Raw genomic sequence first — 25,756 nt, forward strand, 5'->3', positions numbered from 1 at the left:
TGGGTCTCACATTACCCGAAACAGGGAAGTATTTGTAAATTAGGTGGGTTTATTATCCATACAAGGCGCTTAAACGGAACTAAAACAGTGGGTTACGTTTCGCTTCGCTCCACATTATAACCCACAATTTTAGTCCGTTTAGCGCGGCGTTAGGTATTTGGAGAAGTATGAATAATTACGCAACTTTAATCGGCCAAATGCCAATTGATAACCATGCCATTGAGACGAAGTTATCGACGTGGAAAAAATATGAATTAGAGTTTCCAGATGTATGGGAACTCATCGAATCTTTATTTTCTAGTCAACAAACTCTTAAGCTAAGTAGACTTGAATTAAAAGATATTGCTAAAAGTAAAGATTATAAAAAACTAATTGTTGCCACTATCCTTTGGGGTTATTCATCTGGTATGAGAGGTAACAATTTTTCTAAAATAGTAAAAAATATAGACAACATTGTTTGCCTGTTAGATGAAGCTAAAAATGGAGTTGAGAATTGGCAGTCTCATTTTTCTAAGGTAAAAAAAATTAGTGGGCTAGGATTATCTACATATTCAAAATTTGTTTATTTTGTTGGCGGTAAAGTTGAAGGAAGCGAACCATTAATTTTAGATGTACGTGTCATTGATGCTATAAATACTGGATTATATCAGGAGTTTAATTGTGTCCGAAATATAACCTACACAAATGCTCCGACTATATATCCAGAATATTTAAAGGCTGCCAAACTGTTCTCTGCTAATTCCAATTGTTCAGCAGAGCAAGTTGAAATGTTTTTGTTTATGTTTGGTCAAAACCTCAAAAAACATACCTAACAAGGCGCTTAAACGGAACTAAAACAGTGGGTTACGTTTCGCTTCGCTCCACATTATAACCCACAATTTTAGTCCGTTTAGCGCGGCGTTAGCTGTATAGGGAAGTTTGGCATATGAAATCAATTTTTTTTATTTTCCTTTGTCTATTTTTTGTTTCTGAAGTGCAAGCCAAACGGTTGATTTTGGTTACAAAGGTACTTTCAGAAGAAGTGGTGAAACGCAACTTTGATGGCAATGAAGATCCAAGATTAAAACCATTCCAACTAGAACACTCGAATGCTTGTGGTATACAGTTTGTTGAGCTTTATGTTGAGAGCGTTTTAGATGGAAATTTCGATGAGCAAGTCATAGAAGCACATGTGATTATAGGCGAGTGGTGCGGACAACCATTTAAACCATTTCAAGAGTATGTTGTAAGATTATTTGATAAAGAAGACTCAATCGTTTCAATACACCATACTCAATTAGATGGTTGGGAAGTGTTTAATCTATACAGTATTAACAAGCTTTCAAATAACGAGCGGGCTTTAACTAAAGACTGGCATATTAAGCATTTTGATCATTTAACACCTTCAGTTATTAGTGACTATAATGGCAGGCCAGTAATTAAAATAAATGACTTAAAGGCGTCGTATACAGCTAACACATATGAGCCTCCCGCCAGTCAATAGACGAGCCTAACTTATTTGACTGCTTTTGCAGTCAAATTAAAATCAATCAACAAATTCATCTACTTCGTCTGTCATTTAGCTGTCAAATCGTCGTGCTTTTAGAAATAGAAGCATGCAAACACAGATAGAGGCTGTTTAGTGTGAATTTTTAACAATAAAGCATGCTGTTAGACGCTTTATATCGCTTTGTAATATCAGAGGCACGATTAAATAACCCAAGATTTGGCTAAATACATTGCCTTTGAGCTCATTTAGTATACCGTTGACCTCCCTTCGTTTTGTCATTTATCAAAGATACCTGGCTGAGCGCCAATTATTAGGCAGCCAAATGACAAATCTACGCTTACGCTATCAAACCGTTGAGTTTGGTAATACAGATATTCACCTTTGTACTCTTCGCGATAATCAAGAATTTGATGACCCCCAAGGCATAGCTGAAAAGCTGGGTATTTCGTCTGCGACTTGGCCGATATTTGGCATTGTCTGGCCTTCAAGTTTAGTGCTAGCGCATTATATTTCAGATTACGATACAGGCACAAAAAGGATTCTTGAAATCGGCTGTGGCATGGCATTAACCAGTTTAATGTTAAATAAAAAGCACGCCGATATCACAGCAACGGATTATCATCCTGAGGTGGGTAAGTTTTTGCTTCGAAATACGGTGTTGAATCAAGATAAACCGATTGCATACCAACAAACTGATTGGGCAAACCATGATGACAGTTTAGGTTTGTTTGATTTGATTATTGGTAGTGATCTGCTTTACGAAGATGAGCATGTTGAATTATTGGCAAACTTTATTAATGATCATGCCAAACCACACTGTGAAATGATTTTGGTTGATCCAGGTAGAGGCAATAAAAACAAACTGAGTCATAAAATGATTGAGTTTGGTTTTAGCTCAGTGCATTTGAAGCCTGTTCATACTGAATATCTTATCAATCCCTTTAAAGGGCATATTCTCAAATTTGTGCGGTAATTTGAAGCTGCCTTTGTTCTAATAAGCTCGATGCCCTAAGCGTATTGGCCAAGATTTTTTGGTTTCAAATGCCGGTTTGCTATTCCTGATGTTGGCTTGAAGGGAGTTTGATTAAGTCATATTTAGCTGAGGGGAGATTGATAATAAGTACCAATGAAGAATTGGATTAGTAAGTTAACCAGCTTGGTATCTGTTTAGAAATGGAGTCTATTCGAGGTAAAGGTTTATAAAAAATACCTGCTAAACCACTTTAATCTGCAACAGTTTGAACTTGCTCGAACTCTCATGCAGACATAATGACGGTCATCCAGGCGTGTGCTCGCACCTAGCTAACGGGTAATTATAACTGCCACCTTTATCAAGGCAGTGGTCAACTTGCCAAAATTCCGTTTGGCGAAATACGATTTGTAGAATCAGACTCACCATAAAAAACACACATGTTTTAAAGAAAAGAGGGCGGCGTTTTTTCACTAAGCTCCAGATCAGCCCCATTAAGGCCATCAAAGAAGCGATAGGTAAAAACAGCAATAAAGCGCTTTGTACAGCAAGCATGTCAATTAACCTTAAATTTTCATTTTTTACACGGGTTGGACATTTTACCATCAGCCATGGCTAATGAACTCAGCATCTGAATGTATTTGTGGCGCTGTAATACTGGCAGCGACCTGTTTCATTGCTGTGGTGAGCTGGGTTAGTTCATCAGTGCTAATGATGTAGGGCGGCATGATATAGATTAAATTACTGAAGGGTCTTATCCATACGCCTTGCGCAATAAAAGCCTGTTGTAATTCAGCGGTATTGACTGTGTGGTGCATTTCAATCACGCCTACACCACCTAACACGCGCACATCTTTGACCTGTTCAAATGCAATTGCCTCGGCGAGCTCTGCTATCATTTGAGTTTCAATGCTAGCGATTTGTGTTGGCCATAGCTGCTGATTAATTAATTGTAAGCTGGCGGTGGCGGCTGTACAGGCAAGGGGATTAGCCATAAAAGTAGGGCCGTGCATAAACACGCCTGCTGGCGAGTCACTAATGCCTTTGGCGACCTCATCGCTGCACATAGTGGCGGCAAGGCTGATGTATCCACCCGTTAATGCTTTGCCTAAGCACAGTAAATCGGGCTGAATATTAGCATGCTCATAGGCAAATAACTTTCCGGTTCTGCCAAATCCTGTGGCTATTTCATCTAAAATAAGCAACACGTCGTAGTCATCACACAATTGACGGAGTTTAGTTAAATAGGCGGGCGAATAAAACCGCATGCCGCCAGCACCTTGCATGATGGGTTCGATAATAATCGCGGCCACTTGCTGATGATGAGTTGCAAAAGCATGGATTAACGCATCAAGATCGGCTTTATCTAGGGTGTTATTCGCATCTTCTGCGCTTGTTTGTAAGGGACTAAAACCAAATGGTGTTTGCGGGGCAGGAATAAACACTTGTTTGGTGACGTTATCACCAAACATAGTGTGCATGCCGCCATCAGGGTCGCACACACTCATGGCGGCAAAGGTGTCGCCATGATATCCACGTTTCACCGTCATAATTTTTTGTTTGGCGGGTTTGTTTCGGCCCTGCCAGTATTGCAATGCCATTTTTAAAGCCACTTCAACAGCTATTGACCCCGAGTCTGCTAAAAACACTTTGGTGAGTGCCGGGCAGGTCATATTCACTAGGGCTTTACTGAGATCAATTGCCGGTTTATGGGTGATACCGCCAAACATAACATGGCTGAGTTGATGCAGTTGCTGTTGCATTGCGGTGATAATTTCTGGGTGACCGTAGCCGTGCACACATGCCCACCATGAACTGGTGCCATCAATAACGTTTCGGCCATCATCGAGGGTTAACTGACAACCTTGTCCCGATACCACACCTTGGGTTGCAATGGGTTGAGTCATTGATGTGTAGGGATGCCAGATATGCTGACGATCAAAAGCGTAGTCAATGGCGGGATCCGTTACTGAAGGCATGCCCTGTGGAGAAACTGCAGGTTGTAAAAAACTCGAATTGCTCATAAAATAACCATTAGTAAAGTTTGTGGTGTGTGCTGCGTTGACAGTTTACGGGCTACAGGTATCCTAGCCAACATAAAATCAAAATAAAGGAATGATCCATGTCGTTAGCTGAAGTTCGCCATGATTGGCAAAAAGCAGAAATTGAAGCGTTATTTGCACTGCCAATGAATGACTTACTATTTAAAGCTCATAGTATTCATCGTGAAAGCTTTGATCCTAACGAAGTGCAGATCAGCCGTTTATTGTCGATTAAGACCGGTGCTTGCCCTGAAGATTGTAAATATTGTCCTCAAAGTGCGCGTTATGATACCGGCCTTGAAAAAGAACGTTTATTAGAAATCGAAAAAGTTATCACCGAGGCGAAAAGTGCTAAAGCCGCTGGCGCTTCGCGTTTTTGTATGGGCGCAGCATGGCGTAATCCCCGTGAGCGTGACATGCCTTATTTAACCCAAATGGTAAAAGACGTTAGAGCCTTAGGCATGGAAACCTGTATGACCTTAGGCATGTTATCTAAAGAGCAATCTGATCAATTAGCCGAAGCAGGTTTAGATTATTACAACCACAATTTAGACACATCACCTGAGTATTATGGCGATGTCATTACCACCCGTACTTATCAAAATCGCATTGATACCTTAACTAATGTACGCGCATCAGGTATGAAAGTCTGTTCTGGTGGCATTGTGGGTATGGGCGAGCAAGCGTCTGATCGCGCAGGTTTATTACAGCAGTTAGCAAATTTAGCGCAGCACCCAGATTCAGTGCCGATCAATATGTTAGTTAAAGTGGCAGGCACGCCATTTGAAAAAATTGATGATTTAGATCCACTTGAGTTTGTACGTACTATTGCGGTAGCGCGTATCATTATGCCGAAATCTCGGGTACGTTTATCGGCGGGGCGCGAAAACATGAGTGATGAGCTGCAGTCGATGTGTTTCTTTGCTGGCGCAAACTCGATTTTCTACGGCTGTAAATTGTTAACCACGCCGAACCCTGAAGAAAACGACGATATGAGTTTATTTAAGCGTTTAGGCTTACATCCTGAGCAAGGCCCTGTTGCCAATATTGATCAAGATAGCCAGATAGTGGCTAAAGCCAGCGCCCAAAAAGATAAAGCGACTAAACAGTTTTATGATGCTGCGGCTTTATAAACATTTTTCCAGCTTGAATAGGCATGGCTGTTATTTGCGATGATATTAAATTGCCATCGCATTCAGTTAACCATCATAAATTGGCAGAGTAATGGCGCATCCTCTTACTGAGAAAATCACCCAACAATTAACCCAGCAGCAGGCCAGTGGCTTGCTGCGTCAACGTAAATTGTTAGGCTCTGGCACTGATAATCACCCTGTTAATTTTGACTTTAGCCACAATGATTATCTTGGCTTAGCCTCATCAACTGAATTAGCCCAAGCTCTTTATCAAGGCGCATTAACCTATGGGGTTGGCAGCAAAGCCTCGCCTCTGGTCAGTGGTTATGGCGAAGCACATCAGCTGCTGGAACAAAAGTTATGCGCTATAACAGGTCATCAAGCCTGCATGTTGTTTTGTTCAGGATTTAGTGCCAACAGCACACTGATGAAGACCTTATTTGATAGTACTGATGTGGTGATAGCCGACAAGCTAGTTCATGCCTCTATTATTGATGGCCTTGTTGATAGTGGTGCCAAATTAGCCCGTTATCTTCATAATGATATAGACAGTGCCGAGCGCCTTTTAGCCAAACATCCAAACAATGTGCTGATCACCGAAAGTGTGTTCAGCATGGATGGTGATAGCGCCCCCATCAATGCATTAAGTGCGCTTTGTCAGCAATATAATAGCTGGCTGATTGTTGATGATGCCCATGGCTTTGGCGTGGTGGACCCTCATGGTTCAGCGGCTATTACCGCCAAACAAGTTGATATTCAAGTAGTGACCTTTGGTAAAGCCTTAGGCTGCCAAGGCGCGGCTATTTTGGCTAGTCAGGATGTGATTGATTTTTTAGTGGCCAATGCGCGTCATTATATCTATTCGACCGCATTGTCTCCGGCTAATGCCTACCTGGCGTATGCTGCCATCGAGTTGATCCAGAAATCACCTCATTTACCGTCTCAGCTTAATGACAACATCACCTTATTCAGAACCTTAGCATCGCAAGCGGGAATTAACTTAACGGCCTCGCAAACGGCGATTCAGCCGATCATTATTGGTGATAATGCATTAACCATGATGGTGGCAGAATCACTGGCTCAAAAAGGCTTTAAGGTTGGGGCGATACGCTCACCCACAGTGCCTGTTGGCAGTGCAAGACTGCGTATTACGCTCAATGCTAAGCATACATCATTACAGATCAACCAACTGGTAACCCAGCTCGCTTTGTTATTAATAGACCAGCCAATTGAGAATCCATAGATGTTAGATAAATCGGTTGCCGATACCTTTTCCCATGCGGCCAGTCTTTATAAACAACATGATGTGTTACAGCGGATCACCGCCAAAACATTGCAGAGTAATGCCACATTAACAGGCCATCTGGCAGATATTGGTTGCGGACCTGGTACCTGTTTTAATGATTTTCCAGAGGTCTCAAACGTCACCGCAATAGATATTGCTGCTGGCATGCTAGAGCAGGTTAGCTTGAATTATCCTAAGTACTTAACCCTTAACTGTGATGCACAAGAGCTCATGTTAAGCGCCAATAGTGTTGACAGTGTGTACTCAAACCTTGCGCTGCAATGGTGTGAAAGTTTCCCTAAAGCCGTTAATGAGATAGAGCGCGTGCTAGTTGCTAACGGTTTTTGTAATCTCGCCATCGTGGCCGATGGCAGTTTACCTGAGCTACAAACATTAGGTTTCAGAACTAACCAATTTGCCAGTATGCCGACTTTGTTAAGTGCATTTGGTGTTAAAGATGCTGCAACACCATTAAGCAGCAGCCGTTGGAAGGTGTTGCAGGCAAAAGTCGAAAAAGTCACCGTTTATTTTGATGATTTACGCAGTTTATTGTATTCAATTAAAGGTGTTGGTGCATCAGCGGGGCAGGCAGGTAGCCAATCGCGAGTGATGCTATCAAAATCCGCATGGCAAGAGCGGGTGTTATTAGCAAAAGGGCTTGCCACTGAAAAAGGGATTCCTTTGACCTATCACATTGCTTATATCCATGCGCAAAAAGGTTAATTTTCGATAATGGTGTGTGTTTTACATTCTTTTTAAAGTAGGCAGATAATGATTTACTTTGTGACGGGTACTGATACCGATAGCGGTAAAACCTTAATTTCTTCCGCGTTGCTTGCCTTAGCCCACGGCAATAAGTGTGGCTTTAAACCTATAGCATCGGGTTGCGAACCAACACCGGATGGGTTAAGAAACACCGATGCGCAAGCTTTGATGGCACAGTCAAACATGGGCTTGAGCTACCAACAAGTCAATCCTATTGCATTTGAACCTGCCATAGCACCGCATATAGCGGCTCAACAAAGCGCAACAGTGTTAGATGCCAAAGCGGTTGTAAGCCATCTGTTATCTACGCCGATGTTAACGGCTGATTTTGCATTAATCGAGGGCGCCGGAGGTTGGCGATTACCTTTAGGTCATCATCAGTATTTGTCGGACAGTGTTAAGCAACTGGATACATATGTACAGACACATCGAGGCGAACGAGTGGGCGTTATTCTGGTTGTAGGGATGAAGCTAGGCTGTTTAAATCATGCCTTATTGACCCTACAAGCAATTGAAGGTGATGGCTTAAAGGTAGTGGGTTGGGTGGCAAATCAGGTGGATGCCAACATGAGTGAGATTGCCGCTAATTTGGCAAGCTTACAACAAATGATCACCGCCCCTTATTTAGGTTATGTGCCTTACTTAGTTCAACCTAGTGCTGAGCAAGCCGCAACATACTTAAGGTTTGATGCTATTAGCCTGGAAGGGAATTAAAAATACAAAAGGCTTAATCAGATTTGATTAAGCCTTTAACGTTGGCCTGGGCAGCATTCTTGTCTGTTTTGTCGCTGCTTTAAGACTTAAATGTGCTCCAAATCGGCGCGTGATCAGAGGGTTTTTCGATGCCGCGTAATGCATAATCGACATCAGACTCGATTACGTTTGCCACTAAAGACGCCGTTGCTAAAATCACATCTATTCGCAGTCCACGGTTGTCATCAAAGCCCTTGCTGCGATAATCAAACCATGAATAACGTTCAGTGCGCGAAGGATGTAATTGACGGAAACTGTCAATAAACCCCCAATCTAACAAGGTTTTTAACCACTGACGCTCTTCAGGTTGAAAACTACACTTACCCGTTTTTAACCAGCGCTTGGCATTTGGCTCACCGATCCCAATGTCTAAATCAAGCGGCGAGATATTAATGTCACCAATAATAGCGATATCTTCATCAGGCGTATGATGCGTATCTAAATGGGTCATTAAATCTTGATAAAACTTACGCTTTGCTGGGTATTTTGTTTCATGATGGATACTCTCTCCCTGGGGAAAGTAGCCGTTAATGACGGTCAATACCCGGCCATTTTCTTGCATAAATTGACCAATGATTAATCGGCGCTGTGCATCTTCAGCATCATTGTCAAAGCCTTTTAGGACTTTTAATGGCTCTGCTTTAGACAGCATAGCCACGCCGTAATGGGCTTTGCCACCATGATAGTGAACCTTGTAACCCATAGCTTCAACATCCGCAACAGGAAAGGCTTCATCATGTACTTTGGTTTCTTGTAAACCAATGATATCAGGCTGGTGGCTGTCAATTAACGCTTGCAATTGATGCAGGCGAGCACGTAGACCGTTGATATTAAATGAGACTATTTTCATTACGGTAGTACACGCTTAAAGGGTTTTACAATCACGCTTTTATATACGCCAGCAGCAATGTATGGGTCAACATCGGCCCATGCTTGGGCGTCTTCTAATGAAGCAAAATCAGCAACCACGAGTGAACCGGTAAATCCAGCTTCACCTGGGTTTTCATTATCTATTGCAGGATGTGGCCCTGCGGTTAATAAACGACCTTCATCGGCCAGAGCCTGTAAACGAGCAAGGTGATCAGCGCGCACAGATAAACGTTTTTCTAAACTGTTTTCAACATCTTGAGAAGAAATCATATACCACATATTCAAGGCTCCATTTGTTTTATCGGTCGATTTATTACAAAGTTATTATATTAAATTTGGCTAAACATCCAATGAGTTACCCATTACAGTTGGGTTTCTTCAGGGGGGGGTTCCATATGTTTAAATAGATACATGACGGTTAATACCGTATTGATTAAGGTCAATGCGGTTAAACCAAACACTTTAAAGTTAACCCAAGTTTCTAACGGTAGGCTAAATGCTACGTATATATTAACCAAGCCGCAGATAATAAAAAATGCTACCCAGTACCAAGTTACCTGCGCCCAGATCTTGTCTTTTACCTGGATTTCTTTGCCAAGCATGCTTTTAAGTGCAGGTTTGCCGATTAATTGACTTACCCCTAAACCCACTGCAAATAATCCATAGACGATGGTGACTTTCCATTTAATGAATGCATCATCATGAAAAAACAGCGTTAAAGCACCAAATACCGTCACCATAGCAAAGGTGATTAAATGCATTTTTTCAATGTGCTTATACAATATATAGCTAACAACAAGTTGAATGGCCGTGGCAGCAATCAATGCTCCTGTGGCAGTATAAATATCTGCAAATTTATACACGGCAAAGAAAATAATTAAAGGTAAAAAATCAAGCAGTTGTTTCATATTAATTCATATTCACTGTGGGTATTAAGGCTAAGTTGCCTTATCAAAATAGGGCGTGAGTGTACCATGTATCTGCGCGTATCGAGAACCCTTGTGCGACTGAAAAGCTCGCTTTATAGATTAACAATGATTCATTGCTAATCTAACGCAAATGACTAGGCATTAATCCATTTTCCCTCATTAAATCCTTGTTAACTCGAAAAAATCAACTAACAAAGGCAGCAGATCTTAGTGCTCCATCATTTTTAAAAATAGCATTGAGTTGTCTTTTTCATAATCGCTTGTATTTACGAGTGATAATTCCATATGGAATAACGGTTATCCTCAAAATACGATTTCGTTGTGACATTATGTCAACATTATCCAGTAGGAGCGACATCATGAAATCGAGTCTTTTAACTTTATCGCCATTAGCATTGTTAGTGTGTTTACCTGTTAGCGCCAGTGGACTATTTTTGCAAGAAGCTGTTTATGCAAACCAAGGTGCAGCGGGTGCTGGCGACGGTGTTTATACCGGGTCAGCTGCATCAATATGGGTTAACCCTGCTGTGATGTCTTTTATGGAAGGCAACAAAACCACAGTCAACGGCTTAGTATTAGATTTAGGGGTTGATTATTATGATCAAGATAACCCGAGTGTTCGCAATGGAAATAGCCAAGATTATATCGGCTCAGCCGCCATGTTCCATGTTCAGCAGTTAACCGATGACTTACATTTAGGTTTGTCTGTTGCTACCGCTGGAGGCTCTGGTTTAGATTACAGCGCCAACTGGGCGGGTGATTTACAGCTGGAAAATATCAATCTGCTGACGTTACAATTTAACCCTTCATTAAGTTACAAGATAAACGATCAGTGGTCTGTTGCTGTTGGTGCACAAATTAACTTTGCTTCAATGGATGCTCGTATGGTGAAAAGCGATCTTTCAAGTGAAAGCGATTGGGCCTTGGGATATAACGCAGGCGTTGTCTATCAGCCCTCTGAGCAACTTACTTTAGGCCTAAGCTACCGTTCTAAAGTTGAACATGACTTTAATGGCGACATAGATTCAGATTTAGGTGCAAGATTACCTCCCGATGGCACATACATCACCCTAGATAGATACCAAATGGACACCTCTTTAGTGGCGATTGCGGATTTCAGCGCACGTTATCAAGTCAATGCACAGTGGGCGGTGATGTCAACCATTCAATGGCATCAATGGAGTGATTGGGACAGCACCCCAATGTCATTTGACGGTACAGTTAGCGGTAATAATAAGTCAGCGGATTTAACCCAAGCTAGAAATTGGGATGATGTTTGGCATTATGGGATAGGCGCTGAGTATGCCATTACTCCCGATTGGACTTTAAAAGCGGGGGTGTCTTATGAAACTTCACCTCAAGATGATCCAAGCATGCAAACGCCAGATATTCCAGTTGGCAGTCAACTACGTTATTCGGTAGGAGCAAGCACTATGATTGGTGAGTCAAAACTGGATATGTTTTATGAGTATGCTGATTTAGGCCGAGTGGATATTAGTCAGCAGGGTTTCGAGTTAGGCTTAGCTAATGATCACTTATTAAATGGTTACTTTGAAGGGCGGATGCACTTTGTTGGTTTTGCGCTAACCTTTTAATCACTTAAGCTAAAATCATCATTTTGCGATAGATAAAGGAGCCAATGTTTATTGGCTCTTTTTTGATTTTAATTTTGCTGTGTTGTGGGCGAGATTTTTTCTAATGCCGTTAACCACAGCTGCGATTCTGTTAATAACGCGGCACTTTTAGGCGACAGTAAAGGGTTGTTAATTTCAAACTCTATTCGTTTATCTAGCTGTGCTTTTGCGATAACCCCCTCAGTGATAGGGTGATTGTAAAAGAGCTTATCAAAACTACCATCATTAATGGCCAGACGTAATCCATACTCAATCCGCTCAGCCAAGGCGGTATTTTTTTTATTAACAAAAAAGTAGATTGGTGAGGCATACCGTAATAATAAACGCTGCTCTAATACAATGTCATCACTGCGCCTTAATTCATCCCATGGTTCATGGATGGCTCGGGGAAAGTAATCAAAACGCGCTTTAGACAGCATGGCTAATAATTTACTCGCTGATCCTGAAACTACTTTAAAGCCATTTTGCTGCAAAATTTCTGTGTCAGGCCAGTCAATACCTTGTCCTATGATAATTTGTTTGAATGCATTGATTGAATCTACCTGATCAAATCGTGCTTGATCACCTTGACGAATAATCCCAATTCGATAGCCCATTAGGCCTTTTAATAGCGGAATATATACAGCTTGAAGGTGATGCTCTCTAGCTATTGATGTCATGGTCCACACAATATCAAGATGTTGTTTGGACTCCACTAGCTTGATCGTTCGGCTTTGTGGCATTTCAATTTCCACAGGCGTCATTTTATAAGGGCCATACTTGGGTTCACTTTTGTCCATTGCAAGTTCAAGTAATGAAATATAGTAGGCTTGTTTAGGATCAATAAATTGCGCTGATAAGTTATATCTTACTTCCGTCACAGAGGTTTGGGCTGTATTGGCATGACCCCAAAAACTTAATGGTATAAGGCAACTGACTAATAATATGAAATAAATACGGGTTTTCGGCATGGCATCCTGTCCATTAGCGAGTCATAGCAGTGAATATGGTAATCAGTATAGCAGCATAACAAAATGGAGCCGATTTCGGCTCCATTTTCATTGATGGGTCAACTTAGCACAATTACAAGGCTGTAGCGGCCTTCATGTTAGAAGTAAACTCAGCCAGTTTAGCCAGTAAAATGGCTTCATCATGTTGATGAGCTTCAATAATTTTGACTACAGCAGAGCCTGAAATCGCTCCAGCAGCGCCAGATTTTATTGCCTCACGCACCTGTGATGGCTCGGCAATACCAAACCCTAATAGCGGTGGTGGCGCATTAAACTCAGCCAATTGTGCCAAAATTTGCTCGACAGGAGTGCCTGCTTTGGATTCGGTTCCGGTGACACCGGCACGTGATAAAAGATAAGTGTAACCCGCACCGGACTCACTAACCTGTTTAAGTGTTTCAGTGCTTGCATTAGGCGGTGCAATAAATATCGGGTCTATACCATGTGCTTTAGCGGCTTGGCTAAATGGCGTTGACTCTTCAACCGGAACATCGGCAATTAATACTGAATCCACTCCAGCAGCTTGTGCTTTGGCATAAAAGTGCTCAATTCCGTTAGCAAAAACCAAGTTAGCGTAAAGTAATAGACCAATTGGCAATTCAGGGTACAAAGCCCTTACTTTGGCTATTAGCTCAAAACAATCTTCAGGTGTTGTCCCCGCGGCCAGTGCACGTAAGTTTGCCCCTTGAATGACAGGGCCGTCAGCTAATGGATCTGAAAACGGAAAGCCTAGCTCTAACGCATCGGCCCCATTTTCGACTAAGGTTTTGATAATGTTAAAAGACACCTCTAAACCTGGGTCACCTATGGTAACAAATGGCACAAATGCACCTTGTTGCTTTGCGTTTAATGCGGCAAATGCTGCCTGATATCGATTACTCATTGCCGCTCTCCTGTGCTTTGGCTGCTAAAATGTCTGAAACAGTGAAAATATCTTTATCACCTCGGCCGGATAAGTTAACCACTAAGATGGTCTCTTTAGTGGCTTCTTTGGCCATCTTTACTGCATATGCCAGCGCATGAGCCGACTCTAACGCTGGAATAATTCCTTCCGTACGGGCCAGTAATTGGAACATGTCTAAGGCTTCATCGTCGGTCGCCGACTCGTAACGTGCTCGGCCAATGGCATTTAAATGCGCATGCTGTGGGCCTACCGATGGAAAATCTAAACCTGCAGAGACAGAGTAAGACTCTTCAATTTGACCATGGCTGTCTTGCATTAATGGCGCCTTCATACCAAAGAATATTCCGGTTTTACCGTGCTTGAGTGGCGCGCCATGCATTGGCGTATCAATGCCTTTTCCTGCAGGCTCAACCCCAATTAGCTCAACCGAGGGTTCATCAATAAAGTCAGCAAACATCCCAATGGCGTTTGAACCGCCGCCAACACAGGCAATGACAGCATCAGGAAGGCGACCTTCTTTTTCTAACATTTGCTTTTTGGTTTCTTCACCAATAATACGTTGAAACTCACGCACTATTGTCGGAAATGGATGCGGGCCAGCTGCTGTACCTAATAAATAGTGGGCTTTGTCATAACTGCCCGACCAATCGCGCATCGCTTCATTACAAGCATCTTTGAGTGTTGATGACCCCGAGGTTACCGGTATCACTTCCGCGCCCATTAGTTTCATTCTAAACACGTTTGGCGATTGACGTTCAACGTCTTTAGCGCCCATGTAAACTTTACATTTCAGGCCTAATAACGCACAGGCAAGCGCGGTAGCAACGCCATGTTGCCCTGCGCCTGTTTCAGCGATAATTTCTTTTTTACCCATACGTTTGGCGAGCAATGCTTGGCCTAGCACTTGGTTGGTTTTGTGCGCGCCGCCATGCAGCAAATCTTCCCTTTTAAGGTAGATTTTTACCATTGGATTCGGGCTTAAATTACGGGTCAGGGTTAACGCGGTTGGACGGCCAGCGTAGTTTTTAAGTAAGTCGGTAAACTCTGCTTGAAATTCAGGGTCTGCTTGCGCTTCAACAAATGCTGTTTCGAGCTGTTTTAATGCGGGTACTAAAATTTGCGGGACGTACATGCCGCCATATTCGCCGAAATAAGGGTTCAGCTTTAACTTATCCATAATATTGTCCTATTGTTCAATCGATTTAGCACTTTGACTAAGTCAGCGATTCTTGTGAATTTGGTATTATGGACTCAGCCTATTTGAGGCTGAGCCCTAAATTTGGGTTAATAACTGTGATGTTCAGTGTTGTCTTAGTGAGCTAAACACTTGTGCCAGTAGTGTGTGATCTTTTATACCTGGACTGGTCTCAACACCTGAGTTGAAATCTAAACCATAAAACCCCTGCAACGAGGCCTCATAGGCATTACTGGCAGATAACCCGCCAGCCAACATGGCTTGAGATTTATTTTCAATTGCGAGTTGCCAATCAAATTGTTGCCCCGTGCCACCGAACTGGCTTTGGGTTTTACTGTCATATAAATATCTATCTGCGCCTTTTGGGGCCGGTGATATTTGTTGTGTTTGACTATCAATTGCTACGGCTTTCCATATCTGACAAGTCAGATCTAATGCTGCAAATTGTTGCGATAGTTCGGCTATTTCAAGTTCTGTTTCATTGCCATGTAATTGCACCGCATAGAGTGCGAGTGTTTGCGCTGCAGCGACAATATCTTGGGTGTCTGCATTAACAAATACGCCAACTAAATTCAAACTAATCTGCTTTGCTTGCATTTGAGAGACTAAGGCTTGTGCCTGCTCTAAAGTGACAAATCGTGGCGATTTAGGATGAAAAATTACCCCCCCGAAAACACCACCTAATGCAGCAACAGCTTGAATGTCCTCGATTCGAGTTAAGCCACATACTTTATTATTACCGAATATTAACTGACGACAGGCTAAATCAATATCATCTTGCGCCATAATTGAGCTACCAACAAGATAACCATCAACCAAAGGGTTAAGGCGTTGAATTTGCAGATGATGATAAATGCCAGATTCGCTGATCACCACTCGGTCAGCAGGTATTTGCGGCGCTAATAATTCCGTTGTGGCCAAATCTGTAGATAGATCACGTAAATTACGGTTATTTATACCAATAATCGGCGCATTGAGATCAATCGCGCGTTGCAATTCCGCTTCGTTACTCACCTCTGTTAAAGTATCTAATTGGTATTTGTCGGCTTCTGCGGCCAATACACGATACTGTGCATCATCAAGTACCGACAACATCAGTAATACCGCATCGGCGCCTTGGTGAGCGGCTAATTTAACCTGGTATACATCAACGAAGAAGTCTTTACATAATATTGGTTGGGTAACTCGAGCTCGTACCTTGGGAATGTAATCCATGTCGCCTTGAAAAAATTGTTCATCGGTTAATACCGAAATACCCGCAGCGTATTGGGTATAAATGTCTGCAATGGCTTCGACATCAAACACAGGGCGAATTAACCCTTTAGAAGGACTGGCTTTTTTACATTCAAAAATATATTGCGCATTAGGCTGCTTTAAAGCATCGAATAAACTGCGGTCAGATATTTTAGGTTGTAAGCTCACCTCAGGGAAACGCAGTTTTAATGCGGCAATATGGGCAATTTTAGTATCGACAATACGGGTTAATACATTACTTATCGGTTGACTTGGTTGGCTCATTTTCTTGTTACCCTTGTGTTGGCGCAGAAGCTTGGCTGATGGCGGCAAGTTCAGTTAATACATTCATCGCTTTGCCACTGGCTAGAGTTGCTAACGCCAGCTGAGTACCAGCTTGCACAGAATCTACTATGCCACTGACATATAACGCACAACCAGCATTAATGGCGACGGCATCGCGCTGAGCTGCTTCACCTTGGCCCTGTAAAATGGCTTTGGTGATTTGAGCATTCTCACTTGGCTCGCCCCCAGTCAATAAACTGATATCTGCACGAGTGACCCCTAGCTCTTCTGGGGTAAGGGTATAAAATCTAATCTCGCCATTATGTAGCTCGGCCACCTGCGTATCGCCGTGTAAAGCCACTTCATCTAAACCACTACCATGAACCACCATTGCCCGTTTTACGCCTAACGCATTGAGCACATTAACAATAGGGGCTAATAAGGTTGGCGAGTAAACACCCAGCAGCATATATTCAGGCTTAGCTGGATTAATTAATGGCCCCAGTATATTAAATATGGTGCGAGTTTTTAATGCTTGGCGAACCGGAACTGCGTGGCGAACACCTGCATGATAATGCGGGGCAAACAAAAAACATAAACCGAGTCTATCGAGTGCCGCACAAGACTCTGCTGGTGTCATGGTCAGCCCAATACCGCAATGCGCCAGTAAGTCGGATGATCCTGATTTACTCGACACACCGCGGTTACCGTGTTTGGCTACTTTAGCGCCAGCTGCCGCGGCAACAAAGGCCGCGGTAGTTGAAATGTTGATGGTATTAAAACCATCGCCACCGGTGCCGACAATATCCACAACCCCAGTGATAATAGACTGATTGCTACGTGTAAACGGCTTGGCGGCTTGACGTAATGCATCCGCAGCGCCGGTGATTTCATCAATGGTTTCACCGCGCATTTTCAACGCAACTAACATGCCTGCCATGGCGATAGGGTCCATTTCACCTGCAACTATATTGGCAAATAAGCGGGCACTTTGTTCACGAGTTAACGCATTACCTTGATATAAGGTATCTAATAAGGCTTGGGTTGATATTACTGATGTTGACATTATCGGCCTCCTTGAGAGATTGAGGTCGTTGTTAAGTAGTTAAGTGTTTGGGTAAGTAGCTGACTCCCCAAGGTGGTAAGAATGGATTCTGGATGAAACTGAAAGCCCACCGCTTTATGTTTCTCATGCAAAATAGCCATCGGCATTTCATCGGTAGTCGCGATGATATCAAGGCAATCAGGTACTTTTGTTGCCACTAAACTGTGGTAACGCGCCACCGGTAATGGTGAGGGTAAATTTGCAAATACGCCTTGGCCGCTGTGCACAGTCGGGCTGGCTTTACCATGGACTACAAAAGGTGCGCGTTCTACTTTGCCGCCATAGTATTCGACCATAGCTTGATGGCCCAAACAAATGCCTAACATAGGCACTTTCCCTGCCACTTTAGCGATTAATTCCATCATGCAGCCAGCTTCGTGCGGCGCGCCGGGACCGGGTGATAAAACCAATGCCGCATATTGAGTTTCATTGAGCAACTTTTCCGCTAAGTAGTCAGCGCTAACATCGTTTCGGTAAATCAGTACTTCAAAGCCTAAGCTTCTAAATTGATCCACCAAGTTGTAGGTAAAAGAGTCAAAGTTGTCTAGTAAATATAATTTCATTTTGGCTGCTGATGGCGTAACTGAAGCGCTCATAGTCCGCCTCCTAATTTGATTGCAGTGATCACAGCTTGTGCTTTTTGACGGGTTTCATCGGCTTCAGCTTGTGGGTCTGAATCAAACACCACACCTGCGCCTGCTTGAATATGGGCTACATCGTGTTTGACAAAAGCTGAGCGGATAACAATGCAGGTATCCATATCGCCTAGTCCATTTAAGTATCCCACCGCGCCGCCATAACTGCCTCGGCGTGCTTGCTCAGCTTCACGCACTAGTTGTGATGCTCTTACCTTTGGCGCACCCACTAGTGTGCCCATATTCATACAGGCTTGGTATGCGTGTAAGGCATCTAAATCTTGGCGAAGTTGACCTGTCACGCGGCTCACTAAGTGCATCACGTGTGAATAGCGGTCTACTTTTAATAACTCTGCCACTTTACGGCTACCGCTTTGGCTGATACGGGCAATGTCGTTACGGGCTAAGTCGACTAGCATTAAATGTTCAGATAACTCTTTTTTGTCTAAACGCAGCTCTAATTCAATGCGGCTGTCTAAATCAAAATCAATTTGGCCATCTTGAGTTTTACCGCGTTTGCGAGTACCCGCAATTGGATACACTTCTACTTGGTTATTAGCTGCTTCATATTTAAGTGCTGACTCAGGCGATGCGCCAAATAACGTAAAGTCAGGACCACGAAAATAAAACATATATGGACTAGGGTTGGTTTTACGCAGCGCGCGATAGGCACCAAGGGTGTTGGGGCAGGGCAAACTAAAACTGCGTGACGGCACCACTTGAAAAATATCACCGGCAACGATGTGCTCTTTTAAATCGACCACTGTTTGCTTGTAATCGTCATCACTGATGTTAACCGTTTCGTCAGCCATAATGGGCACTAAAGCTTTTGCCGCCGTAATGGTTTGGCACTGTGTAATCACCTGCTGGCGTTGCGCCGTTAGCGCGTCTGTAATACTTTCATTGTGGCTAAATTGCTGGCTAATAATATCTGCCTTTTGCAATTTATGGTCAATTAAAATCAGGGTTTCAGCTAAGTAGAATAAATAGTCTGGACATTCATTGCTGGCGTTTGGCACGGCAGGCAGCGGCTCTACCGTATCGATTAAGTCATAAGCTAAAACACCACCGAGAAATAAGTCTTCAAATTGTGGCTGCTCGTCCGTTTTAATGAATTTAACTAAGGCCCGTAAACCGTCTAGTGGTGAGGTTGATTTTAAGCGGGCATCTTCATCCTGTAAGCTGGTGGCTTTTGCTAGCACTATGGTTAACGCGTTTTGGCTTAACGTATTTATGCTGCCAAACTGCGCTTTAAAGAAAACATCTATTGGTGCGAGTAAGCTTTGGCCATTGGCACTTAAGGCACTGAAGGTTAATTGGTAACCATCACATCGAATCATCAATGCGCCATGAGTTAGCACTATGCTTTTAAGATGATCCTTGCTGTCAATTTCAGCCGATTCCAGCAACATAGTATGCGGCGCATTTTGAGTGACATGTTCATACAGGCTCAAAGGATCTGCATGATAGGTTAACGGTTGTTTTACCGTGCTAACTTGGGCTATTTGTTTTGCTGTCATATTACTGCCTTCGTTTATTGCTTTGCCGAGTCATTGATAACAGTTGAGTCGATAATCACATCAAAAATAATTAAGGTTATTTAGCCTCTGAGCGGGGGCCAAATAACAAGAAAGCCCACATCTCTGCGGGCTTTCTTGTAAAATCTTGTCTCTTAAAATGAGCGCAACGCTTCACACAACCCGATAATTTGGGAAGTGCCACCACCAAGTAATGTTTTGAGAAGCGATAATGTGTGTCATGCGTATCAATCTAAGTTTGTTTTCGTGCCTATAGGAAACCTTAGCTGGTGTTTAATGTCAATTGAATATTACTCATTATGCTAATAAATGAGCAATTAATTGGTTATGTTGAAGCTTTGTTGGCCTATCTTGCTCTTATCTGGTGATTTATTTACACAATCACAAAGCTTTTAGTAGGAGTATCAAGTACAATAACGCCATGAATACTGAATCTATCTTGGCTGATTTACATAGCCACACCACCGCATCCGATGGCATGTTAAGCCCATCAGACTTAGTCGCACGCGCGCTGGAAAAAGGCGTGCAAATGCTATCGATAACCGATCACGATACGGTTGATGGTTTAGCGCAGGCCCACCTATTTAATCGTCAACAGCCAGAACCATTAACCTTGATTGATGGCACAGAAATTTCTACTCGTTGGAATAATTTTGATATCCACATCGTGGGTTTAAATATTGATAGAACTCAGCCTGAGTTGTTGGCGTTTTTAGCATCGCAACGTGAATTGCGTGAAGTGCGAGCACAAGAAATCGGTGTGCGCTTAGCCAAAGCCGGTATTGATGGTGCCTACGAAGGGGCAAAAGCGATAGCGGGTGACGCGGCCTTAAGTCGTGGTCATTATGCCAGATGGTTAGCCGACAATGGTTATGCCAGTGATATGCCCAGTGTATTTAAGCGCTATTTAGCGCGGGGCAAAACCGGTTACGTTCCCAATAATTGGGGCGATATGGCCAATGCGATAAATGTGATCCATCAAGCGGGTGGTTTAGCGGTTTTGGCGCATCCTAGTGGTTATAAGTTGTCAGCAAAATGGCTTAAAAAGCTTGTTAAAGATTTTGCTGAGGCGGGTGGAGATGCTATGGAAGTGGTGCTTGGTCAGCAAACCATTGATGACCGAAATAACTTGCTTGCGTTATGCCACCAACATCAGTTGCTGGGATCGCTGGGAAGTGATTTTCATTTTATAAGCAACTGGATAGAATTAGGTAAAAATTTATATCAACCCCAAGGCGTTACTTGGGTTTGGCAATCAGAATCATGGATGGAACGTTAATGAGCCAATTTTTTTATATACATGAAGAAAACCCTCAAGCTAGATTAATTAATCAAGTTGTGGAAATTTTAAAACAAGGTGGGGTTATTGTTTACCCAACCGACTCTGGCTATGCGCTGGGTTGTATGATTGGCGATAAAAATGCAATGACTCGTATGGTTCGCATTCGTCAGATTGATAATGATCAAAACTTTTCGCTAATGTGCCGTGATTTATCTGAGCTAGCTAACTTCGCTAAAGTCGATAATCAAGCTTATCGTTTGCTCAAAAGCTGCACTCCGGGTCCATACACTTTTATCTTTAAAGCCAGTAAAGAAGTTCCTCGTCGTTTACAGTGTGAAAAGAAACGAACTATTGGTATTCGCGTACCGGATAACTTAATTTTACAAGCACTGTTAGAAGCTTTGGGTGAACCTTTAATGTCAACCAGTTTAGTGATGCCAAATGAAGAGCATGCTGAATCTGATCCAGAACATATTCGCGATATTCTTGAGCACCAAGTTGAAGGCATAGTGTTGGGTGGTTATTTGCCAGAAAAGCAAACAACAGTGATAGATATGTCTGAAGGTGAGATTAATATTTTACGCTATGGCGCAGGTGATACATCAGCATTTGAATAGCCGCTATCCTGATTGCAGATAATGGTATAAACCTTGTGCAATAATGCGTATAATCGCGCGCTGAGTTTTAAGCTTCCCGTTTTTTAGGTACTTATAAACATAATCAATTGATAACGGAGCGATATGCAGGGTCATCAACAAAGCCTTCCATTAGCCATCGTTCGCGGCCAAGCGTTAGAGACGATGCCCATTGATTTGTTTATTCCGCCTGAAGCATTAGAAGTTTTCTTAGAGTCGTTTGAAGGGCCGTTAGATTTACTTTTATATTTAATCCGTAAACAAAAATTGGATGTGGTTGATTTACCCATTCAGCAAATTTCTCAGCAATATTTACTTTATATTGAAGTACTCACTGAGGCTCGGATTGAATTAGCCGCTGACTATTTAGTGATGGCTGCAACTTTAGCGGAAATTAAATCACGTTTATTGTTACCTAAAATGGTGACCGAAGATAACGTAGAAGAAGACCCAAGGGTCATGCTAATTAGGCAGTTAAAAGCCTATGAAGTGATAAAACAAGCCGCATACGATTTAGATGAGTTACCCCGACTAGAACGGGATGTATTTCAAGTCAGTGCTGCGAGAGCACCAAGTATCAAACCTATTATTGTTCCACCCGATGTCACCCTATTTGAGCTAGCAAGGGCGTTTGGTGAGGTACTTAAACGCATTGATGCCAATGAAGATCATCATGTAAAACGAGAGCAGCTGTCCACTCGTGAGCGCATGAGCCAAATTTTAGCTAAACTATCCAGTAGCGACTATCTGCAGTTTGAGCAGCTATTCGATTTTGAAGAAGGCCGAGCAGGCGTGGTAGTGAGTTTTTTAGCGTTAATGGAATTAGTGAAAGAGTTATTAGTGGACGTGGTTCAAAACGAGCCTTTTGCGACCATATACATTAAAGCAAAGTGATCTTGAAGAAGCGTAAATAACCATGCCGACACCAATAAACCCGACTCAATTGAAACAATTAATCGAAGCCAGTTTATTTGTATTAGCAAAACCTATGACTATAAAAGCGCTAAAAGAAACCGTATTAGCGGACTTTAGTGTGTCACGGATGAAAATTAAAGCGGCTGTGGAAGAATTACAGCAAGAATACCAAGAACGTGGTGTCCAATTAGTGAAAGTTGCTGGTGGGTATCGCTTTCAAACTCAAGAAATACTTAGCCCTTTTTTACAGCCGTTATGGCATGAAAAAGCCCCTAAATATTCTCGTGCAACCATGGAAACCTTAGCCGTGATTGCCTATCGTCAACCCGTAACTCGGGGCGATATTGAACAAGTAAGAGGTGTGGCGATCAGCAGCCACATCATAAAAAGTTTAGCTGATAGACATTGGATAAAAGTGGTTGGACACAAAGAAGTGCCGGGCAGACCCGCACTGTATGCAACCACCACAGAATTTTTATCTTATTTTGGCTTAAACAAATTAGCTGATTTACCTGAGCTAAATGATATTGAGTCACTTCAAGCGATGTTTGAAATTGCCCAAAAGGCACCACAAGATGTGGATTCAAGCTCGTAAGAACAAACTAAAGAGTAATACTAATGAGTGAAAAATTGCAGAAAGTCTTGGCCCGTGCAGGCCATGGCTCCCGTCGTGAGATGGAGGCATGGATTGCTGCAGGCCGAGTTAGTATTGATGGTGAAATTGCCAATCTAGGTGATCGTGTTGAAGCCGACGTTAAAGTGCGTATCGACGGTCGCGCAATTTCATTAAAATCAGCGGATGAAGTGATATGTCGAGTGTTGGCATACCATAAACCTGAAGGCGAGATTTGCTCACGCAAAGATCCAGAAGGTCGTCCAACTGTTTTCCAGCGCTTACCTAATATGCGTGATTCACGTTGGGTTGCTGTCGGTCGATTAGACATAAACACCTCAGGTTTACTGTTGTTCACCTCAGACGGTGAATTAGCAAATCGTTTAATGCATCCATCAAATGAAGTTGACCGTGAATATGCGGTACGTACTTTCGGTGAAGTGCCAGAGGTTGCTGTCCAGCGTCTGCGTACTGGTGTGACGTTAGAAGATGGTCCAGCCATGTTTGATAGCATTAAACCGGCGGGCGGCGAAGGTATTAACCAATGGTGGCATGTTACCTTGCGTGAAGGCCGTAATCGTGAAGTTAGACGTTTATGGGAATCACAAGAAGTACAGGTTAGCCGACTAATTCGTATTCGTTACGGTATGGTTGAGTTACCAAAATCATTACCACGTGGTGGTTGGTTAGAGTTGCCATTAGATCAAGTGAATTATTTACGTCAAGTGGCTGGTTTAGAACCTGAGACACGCTCTTTACTGGGTAATGATAAGCACAGTGTTGCTCGTTCTAAAGTGAAAAGTGCTAAAATCCGTCGCGCTGTTCGCAAAACTAAAGTGAGTGGTGGAAAAACCAAACCTTCACGTCAGCGTAGTTAACCATTCACTATAACTGACAAAATAAAAATGCCGCATTAGCGGCATTTTTAATTTGTGTTTTACCGGGGAAGCATCTATTTTTGAATAGGTGAATTTATACTTAAGTTAGGGATTTAAATATGAAAATTTTTATTGCTGCTGTAATGAGTGTGATGCTATTTGCCTGTGCTTCAAGCCCCACTTGGGAAGGTATGTCAGAAGATGATATTGCACAGTGGAAAGCCAATGGATTTGACGCTCGTTCTGCTCAAGTTTGGCATAGAGGAGGTTTCAATGCGATGCAATCTAAAGCATGGATGGAGGCTAAATTTGATGTTGATTCTGCAAAAGATTGGTCAGAAGAGAAGTTTTCTGCTGACGAAGCTGCAAATTGGTCTCAGTCCGGTTTTGAATTAGATGATGCCGTTGAAGAAAGAAGTAAGGGCTTAACACCCGTAAAAGCAAAGTAACATGATTAATGCTATTCATTAATGATAAAGTTGACTAGGTTAAGTCACCCTTAGCTGCCATAAAACTCGTGTAATACTTAAAACAGCCCACGTGGCTGTTTTTTATACGCTTATTTTATTGTTTGATCGCGAATTAGCCCGTGGGTTTTACAATATATTTATATTAGTGAAACACTGAGTGCTTTTAATCTCGTCCTTAATTTTTCCATAATGTGTCAGTTACACTATTGAGTGACTGTGGTTTTAGAGTTGAAATGAATAAAAATAACTCGCTTTGATGTTTTTTGAACCACTTGAATCGCTTAAGTTAAATTAATAGTTGCACGGTTTTAAAAAAACAGTAAAGTGTGCCTCACGTTCAGCGGCGCAGCACATGTTGCTAAGTTGACAATAGATTCTACGAGTTGAAATTCAATTCGTCACAGTTTGCCCGAGTGGTGGAATCGGTAGACACAAGGGATTTAAAATCCCTCGCTGAATAAGCGTGCCAGTTCAAGTCTGGCCTCGGGTACCATTATTAAACTTGCTTGCAAGTGATGGATAAACAAGCCTCGACATTATGTCGGGGCTTTTTTATGTCTGCAATATTTCAATCTCAGGATCTGGGATAGTGGAATAACCACGGCGTGCCACTTTGTGTTGATATGCTTTGTCTGGTTTTAAGTGATGATATTAAAGCGCTGCTGTGGTTTACAAAAGTGTGGTTTATGAATCTGTGGCTGATTCAGTAGTGAAGATCATTTTAGCAGTCAACACCCATGTAAAAATTAGATAATATGCAATTTAGCTTGTTGGTGGCTAAGTGTTCGTGTTAATATCCGCGCGCTTTATTTGAGTCATTGTTGGTCGAGAACAGTGACGCCCATTCTTTTTATTATTTAAGTGAGTATTAACATGTCTTACACAATTAACGCCGAAATCCGCACTGAAATCGGGAAAGGTTCGAGCCGCCGCCTACGTCATGCGAACATGGTTCCTGCTGTAATTTACGGCCCAGGTAAAGAGCCTATCTCTATTAAGTTCTTACACAAAGACATCATCAACATTCAAGAAAACAAAGATTTCTATGAAGGTTTAACTATCGTTGTTGACGGTAAAGAAATCAAAGTAGTACCAAAAGCGATGCAACGTCACGTTTTCCGTCCTATTATTGAACATGTTGACTTCATTTTTGCATAATTGCATTGATGAAAAAAAAGCGCCTTAAGGCGCTTTTTTTGTGTCTGAAAT

At 42.5% G+C, this 25,756-nt stretch carries 26 protein-coding genes and 1 tRNA gene; 16 read left to right on the forward strand and 11 right to left on the reverse strand.

The genetic code is table 11. The annotated features are described in order from the left end of the window. The first annotated feature begins 167 nt into the window (after positions 1-167). From IEY03_RS14460 to IEY03_RS14470, 3 genes are all read left to right on the forward strand, one after another. Positions 168-812 carry an 8-oxoguanine DNA glycosylase OGG fold protein gene (locus tag IEY03_RS14460; protein ID WP_188842963.1) on the forward strand — a complete coding sequence of 215 codons (645 nt, stop codon included), beginning with the start codon at positions 168-170 and terminating at the stop codon, positions 810-812. 113 nt (positions 813-925) lie between these two features. Then, entirely contained in the window at positions 926-1,483 is a 558-nt protein-coding gene (locus IEY03_RS14465) for a hypothetical protein (protein WP_188842965.1), read from the forward strand. Between the two features lie 328 nt (positions 1,484-1,811). Beyond that, on the forward strand, positions 1,812-2,462 hold the full coding sequence (locus IEY03_RS14470) for a class I SAM-dependent methyltransferase (protein WP_188842967.1): 651 nt from the start codon (positions 1,812-1,814) through the stop codon (positions 2,460-2,462). 602 nt (positions 2,463-3,064) lie between these two features. On the opposite strand, the gene bioA is transcribed toward IEY03_RS14470, so the two are convergent. Then, positions 3,065-4,438, reverse strand: a complete 1,374-nt coding sequence (gene bioA, locus IEY03_RS14475) for an adenosylmethionine--8-amino-7-oxononanoate transaminase (RefSeq protein ID WP_188843137.1) — start codon at positions 4,436-4,438, stop codon at positions 3,065-3,067. A gap of 143 nt (positions 4,439-4,581) precedes the next feature. Here bioA and bioB point away from each other — a divergent pair, with 143 nt between their 5' ends. From bioB to bioD, 4 genes are all read left to right on the forward strand, one after another. After that, entirely contained in the window at positions 4,582-5,634 is a 1,053-nt protein-coding gene (gene bioB, locus IEY03_RS14480; protein WP_188842969.1) for a biotin synthase BioB, read from the forward strand. A 91-nt stretch (positions 5,635-5,725) separates the two neighbouring features. Continuing rightward, positions 5,726-6,877: an aminotransferase class I/II-fold pyridoxal phosphate-dependent enzyme gene (locus IEY03_RS14485; protein ID WP_188842971.1), complete on the forward strand. Its 1,152-nt coding sequence runs from the start codon at positions 5,726-5,728 to the stop codon at positions 6,875-6,877. After that, positions 6,878-7,642, forward strand: a complete 765-nt coding sequence (locus IEY03_RS14490) for a methyltransferase domain-containing protein (RefSeq protein WP_188842973.1) — start codon at positions 6,878-6,880, stop codon at positions 7,640-7,642. A gap of 51 nt (positions 7,643-7,693) precedes the next feature. Then, a complete protein-coding gene (gene bioD, locus IEY03_RS14495) occupies positions 7,694-8,398 on the forward strand; it encodes a dethiobiotin synthase (protein WP_188843139.1) in 705 nt (234 codons plus the stop codon). A gap of 79 nt (positions 8,399-8,477) precedes the next feature. On the opposite strand, the gene xthA is transcribed toward bioD, so the two are convergent. From xthA to IEY03_RS14510, 3 genes are all read right to left on the reverse strand, one after another. Further along, on the reverse strand, positions 8,478-9,287 hold the full coding sequence (xthA, locus tag IEY03_RS14500; protein ID WP_188842974.1) for an exodeoxyribonuclease III: 810 nt from the start codon (positions 9,285-9,287) through the stop codon (positions 8,478-8,480). Further along, positions 9,287-9,586, reverse strand: coding sequence for a YciI family protein (locus IEY03_RS14505; RefSeq protein ID WP_188842976.1), 300 nt, complete (start codon positions 9,584-9,586; stop codon positions 9,287-9,289). Before IEY03_RS14505 ends, xthA begins: the two co-directional genes overlap by 1 nt. An 83-nt stretch (positions 9,587-9,669) precedes the next feature. Beyond that, positions 9,670-10,215: a septation protein A gene (locus IEY03_RS14510; protein ID WP_188842978.1), complete on the reverse strand. Its 546-nt coding sequence runs from the start codon at positions 10,213-10,215 to the stop codon at positions 9,670-9,672. A 380-nt stretch (positions 10,216-10,595) separates the two neighbouring features. Between IEY03_RS14510 and IEY03_RS14515 the strand changes: the two genes are divergently transcribed. Then, on the forward strand, positions 10,596-11,831 hold the full coding sequence (locus tag IEY03_RS14515) for an OmpP1/FadL family transporter (protein ID WP_188842980.1): 1,236 nt from the start codon (positions 10,596-10,598) through the stop codon (positions 11,829-11,831). A 68-nt stretch (positions 11,832-11,899) separates the two neighbouring features. On the opposite strand, the gene IEY03_RS14520 is transcribed toward IEY03_RS14515, so the two are convergent. The 7 genes from IEY03_RS14520 to IEY03_RS14550 form a co-directional block, all read right to left on the reverse strand. Further along, entirely contained in the window at positions 11,900-12,820 is a 921-nt protein-coding gene (locus tag IEY03_RS14520; RefSeq protein ID WP_188842982.1) for a transporter substrate-binding domain-containing protein, read from the reverse strand. Positions 12,821-12,932: 112 nt separating this feature from the next. Beyond that, positions 12,933-13,742 (reverse strand): tryptophan synthase subunit alpha, encoded by an 810-nt coding sequence (trpA, locus tag IEY03_RS14525; RefSeq protein WP_188842984.1) that lies wholly within the window; start codon positions 13,740-13,742, stop codon positions 12,933-12,935. Beyond that, a complete protein-coding gene (gene trpB / locus IEY03_RS14530; protein WP_188842986.1) occupies positions 13,735-14,940 on the reverse strand; it encodes a tryptophan synthase subunit beta in 1,206 nt (401 codons plus the stop codon). The genes trpA and trpB overlap by 8 nt, the downstream gene beginning before the upstream one ends. Positions 14,941-15,063: 123 nt before the next feature. Next, a complete protein-coding gene (gene trpCF / locus IEY03_RS14535) occupies positions 15,064-16,476 on the reverse strand; it encodes a bifunctional indole-3-glycerol-phosphate synthase TrpC/phosphoribosylanthranilate isomerase TrpF (RefSeq protein ID WP_188842988.1) in 1,413 nt (470 codons plus the stop codon). 7 nt (positions 16,477-16,483) lie between these two features. Beyond that, a complete protein-coding gene (trpD, locus tag IEY03_RS14540) occupies positions 16,484-17,542 on the reverse strand; it encodes an anthranilate phosphoribosyltransferase (RefSeq protein WP_188842990.1) in 1,059 nt (352 codons plus the stop codon). After that, positions 17,542-18,144, reverse strand: a complete 603-nt coding sequence (locus IEY03_RS14545) for an aminodeoxychorismate/anthranilate synthase component II (RefSeq protein WP_188843141.1) — start codon at positions 18,142-18,144, stop codon at positions 17,542-17,544. The genes trpD and IEY03_RS14545 overlap by 1 nt, the downstream gene beginning before the upstream one ends. Positions 18,145-18,173: 29 nt before the next feature. Further along, on the reverse strand, positions 18,174-19,736 hold the full coding sequence (locus IEY03_RS14550) for an anthranilate synthase component 1 (protein WP_188842992.1): 1,563 nt from the start codon (positions 19,734-19,736) through the stop codon (positions 18,174-18,176). Positions 19,737-20,175: 439 nt separating this feature from the next. Here IEY03_RS14550 and rnm point away from each other — a divergent pair, with 439 nt between their 5' ends. From rnm to rplY, 8 genes are all read left to right on the forward strand, one after another. Next, a complete protein-coding gene (gene rnm / locus IEY03_RS14555) occupies positions 20,176-21,033 on the forward strand; it encodes an RNase RNM (RefSeq protein WP_188842994.1) in 858 nt (285 codons plus the stop codon). Further along, positions 21,033-21,653: an L-threonylcarbamoyladenylate synthase gene (locus IEY03_RS14560; protein WP_188842996.1), complete on the forward strand. Its 621-nt coding sequence runs from the start codon at positions 21,033-21,035 to the stop codon at positions 21,651-21,653. The genes rnm and IEY03_RS14560 overlap by 1 nt, the downstream gene beginning before the upstream one ends. Positions 21,654-21,776: 123 nt before the next feature. After that, positions 21,777-22,565 carry a segregation and condensation protein A gene (locus tag IEY03_RS14565; RefSeq protein ID WP_188842998.1) on the forward strand — a complete coding sequence of 263 codons (789 nt, stop codon included), beginning with the start codon at positions 21,777-21,779 and terminating at the stop codon, positions 22,563-22,565. A gap of 22 nt (positions 22,566-22,587) precedes the next feature. Beyond that, positions 22,588-23,181: an SMC-Scp complex subunit ScpB gene (gene scpB, locus IEY03_RS14570; protein ID WP_188843000.1), complete on the forward strand. Its 594-nt coding sequence runs from the start codon at positions 22,588-22,590 to the stop codon at positions 23,179-23,181. A 23-nt stretch (positions 23,182-23,204) separates the two neighbouring features. Continuing rightward, entirely contained in the window at positions 23,205-24,077 is an 873-nt protein-coding gene (rluB, locus tag IEY03_RS14575; RefSeq protein WP_188843002.1) for a 23S rRNA pseudouridine(2605) synthase RluB, read from the forward strand. A gap of 119 nt (positions 24,078-24,196) precedes the next feature. Then, the gene (locus tag IEY03_RS14580) at positions 24,197-24,526 is read left to right on the forward strand and encodes a hypothetical protein (protein ID WP_188843004.1); all 330 of its coding nucleotides are present in this window, start codon (positions 24,197-24,199) and stop codon (positions 24,524-24,526) included. A 428-nt stretch (positions 24,527-24,954) separates the two neighbouring features. After that, positions 24,955-25,040, forward strand: a tRNA-Leu gene (locus IEY03_RS14585). Between the two features lie 380 nt (positions 25,041-25,420). Next, on the forward strand, positions 25,421-25,705 hold the full coding sequence (gene rplY, locus IEY03_RS14590) for a 50S ribosomal protein L25 (RefSeq protein WP_188843006.1): 285 nt from the start codon (positions 25,421-25,423) through the stop codon (positions 25,703-25,705). Positions 25,706-25,756: the final 51 nt, after the last annotated feature.

Origin of the sequence: Shewanella aestuarii (genome assembly GCF_014647215.1) — a bacterium.
Taxonomy (GTDB): Bacteria; Pseudomonadota; Gammaproteobacteria; order Enterobacterales; family Shewanellaceae; genus Shewanella; species Shewanella aestuarii.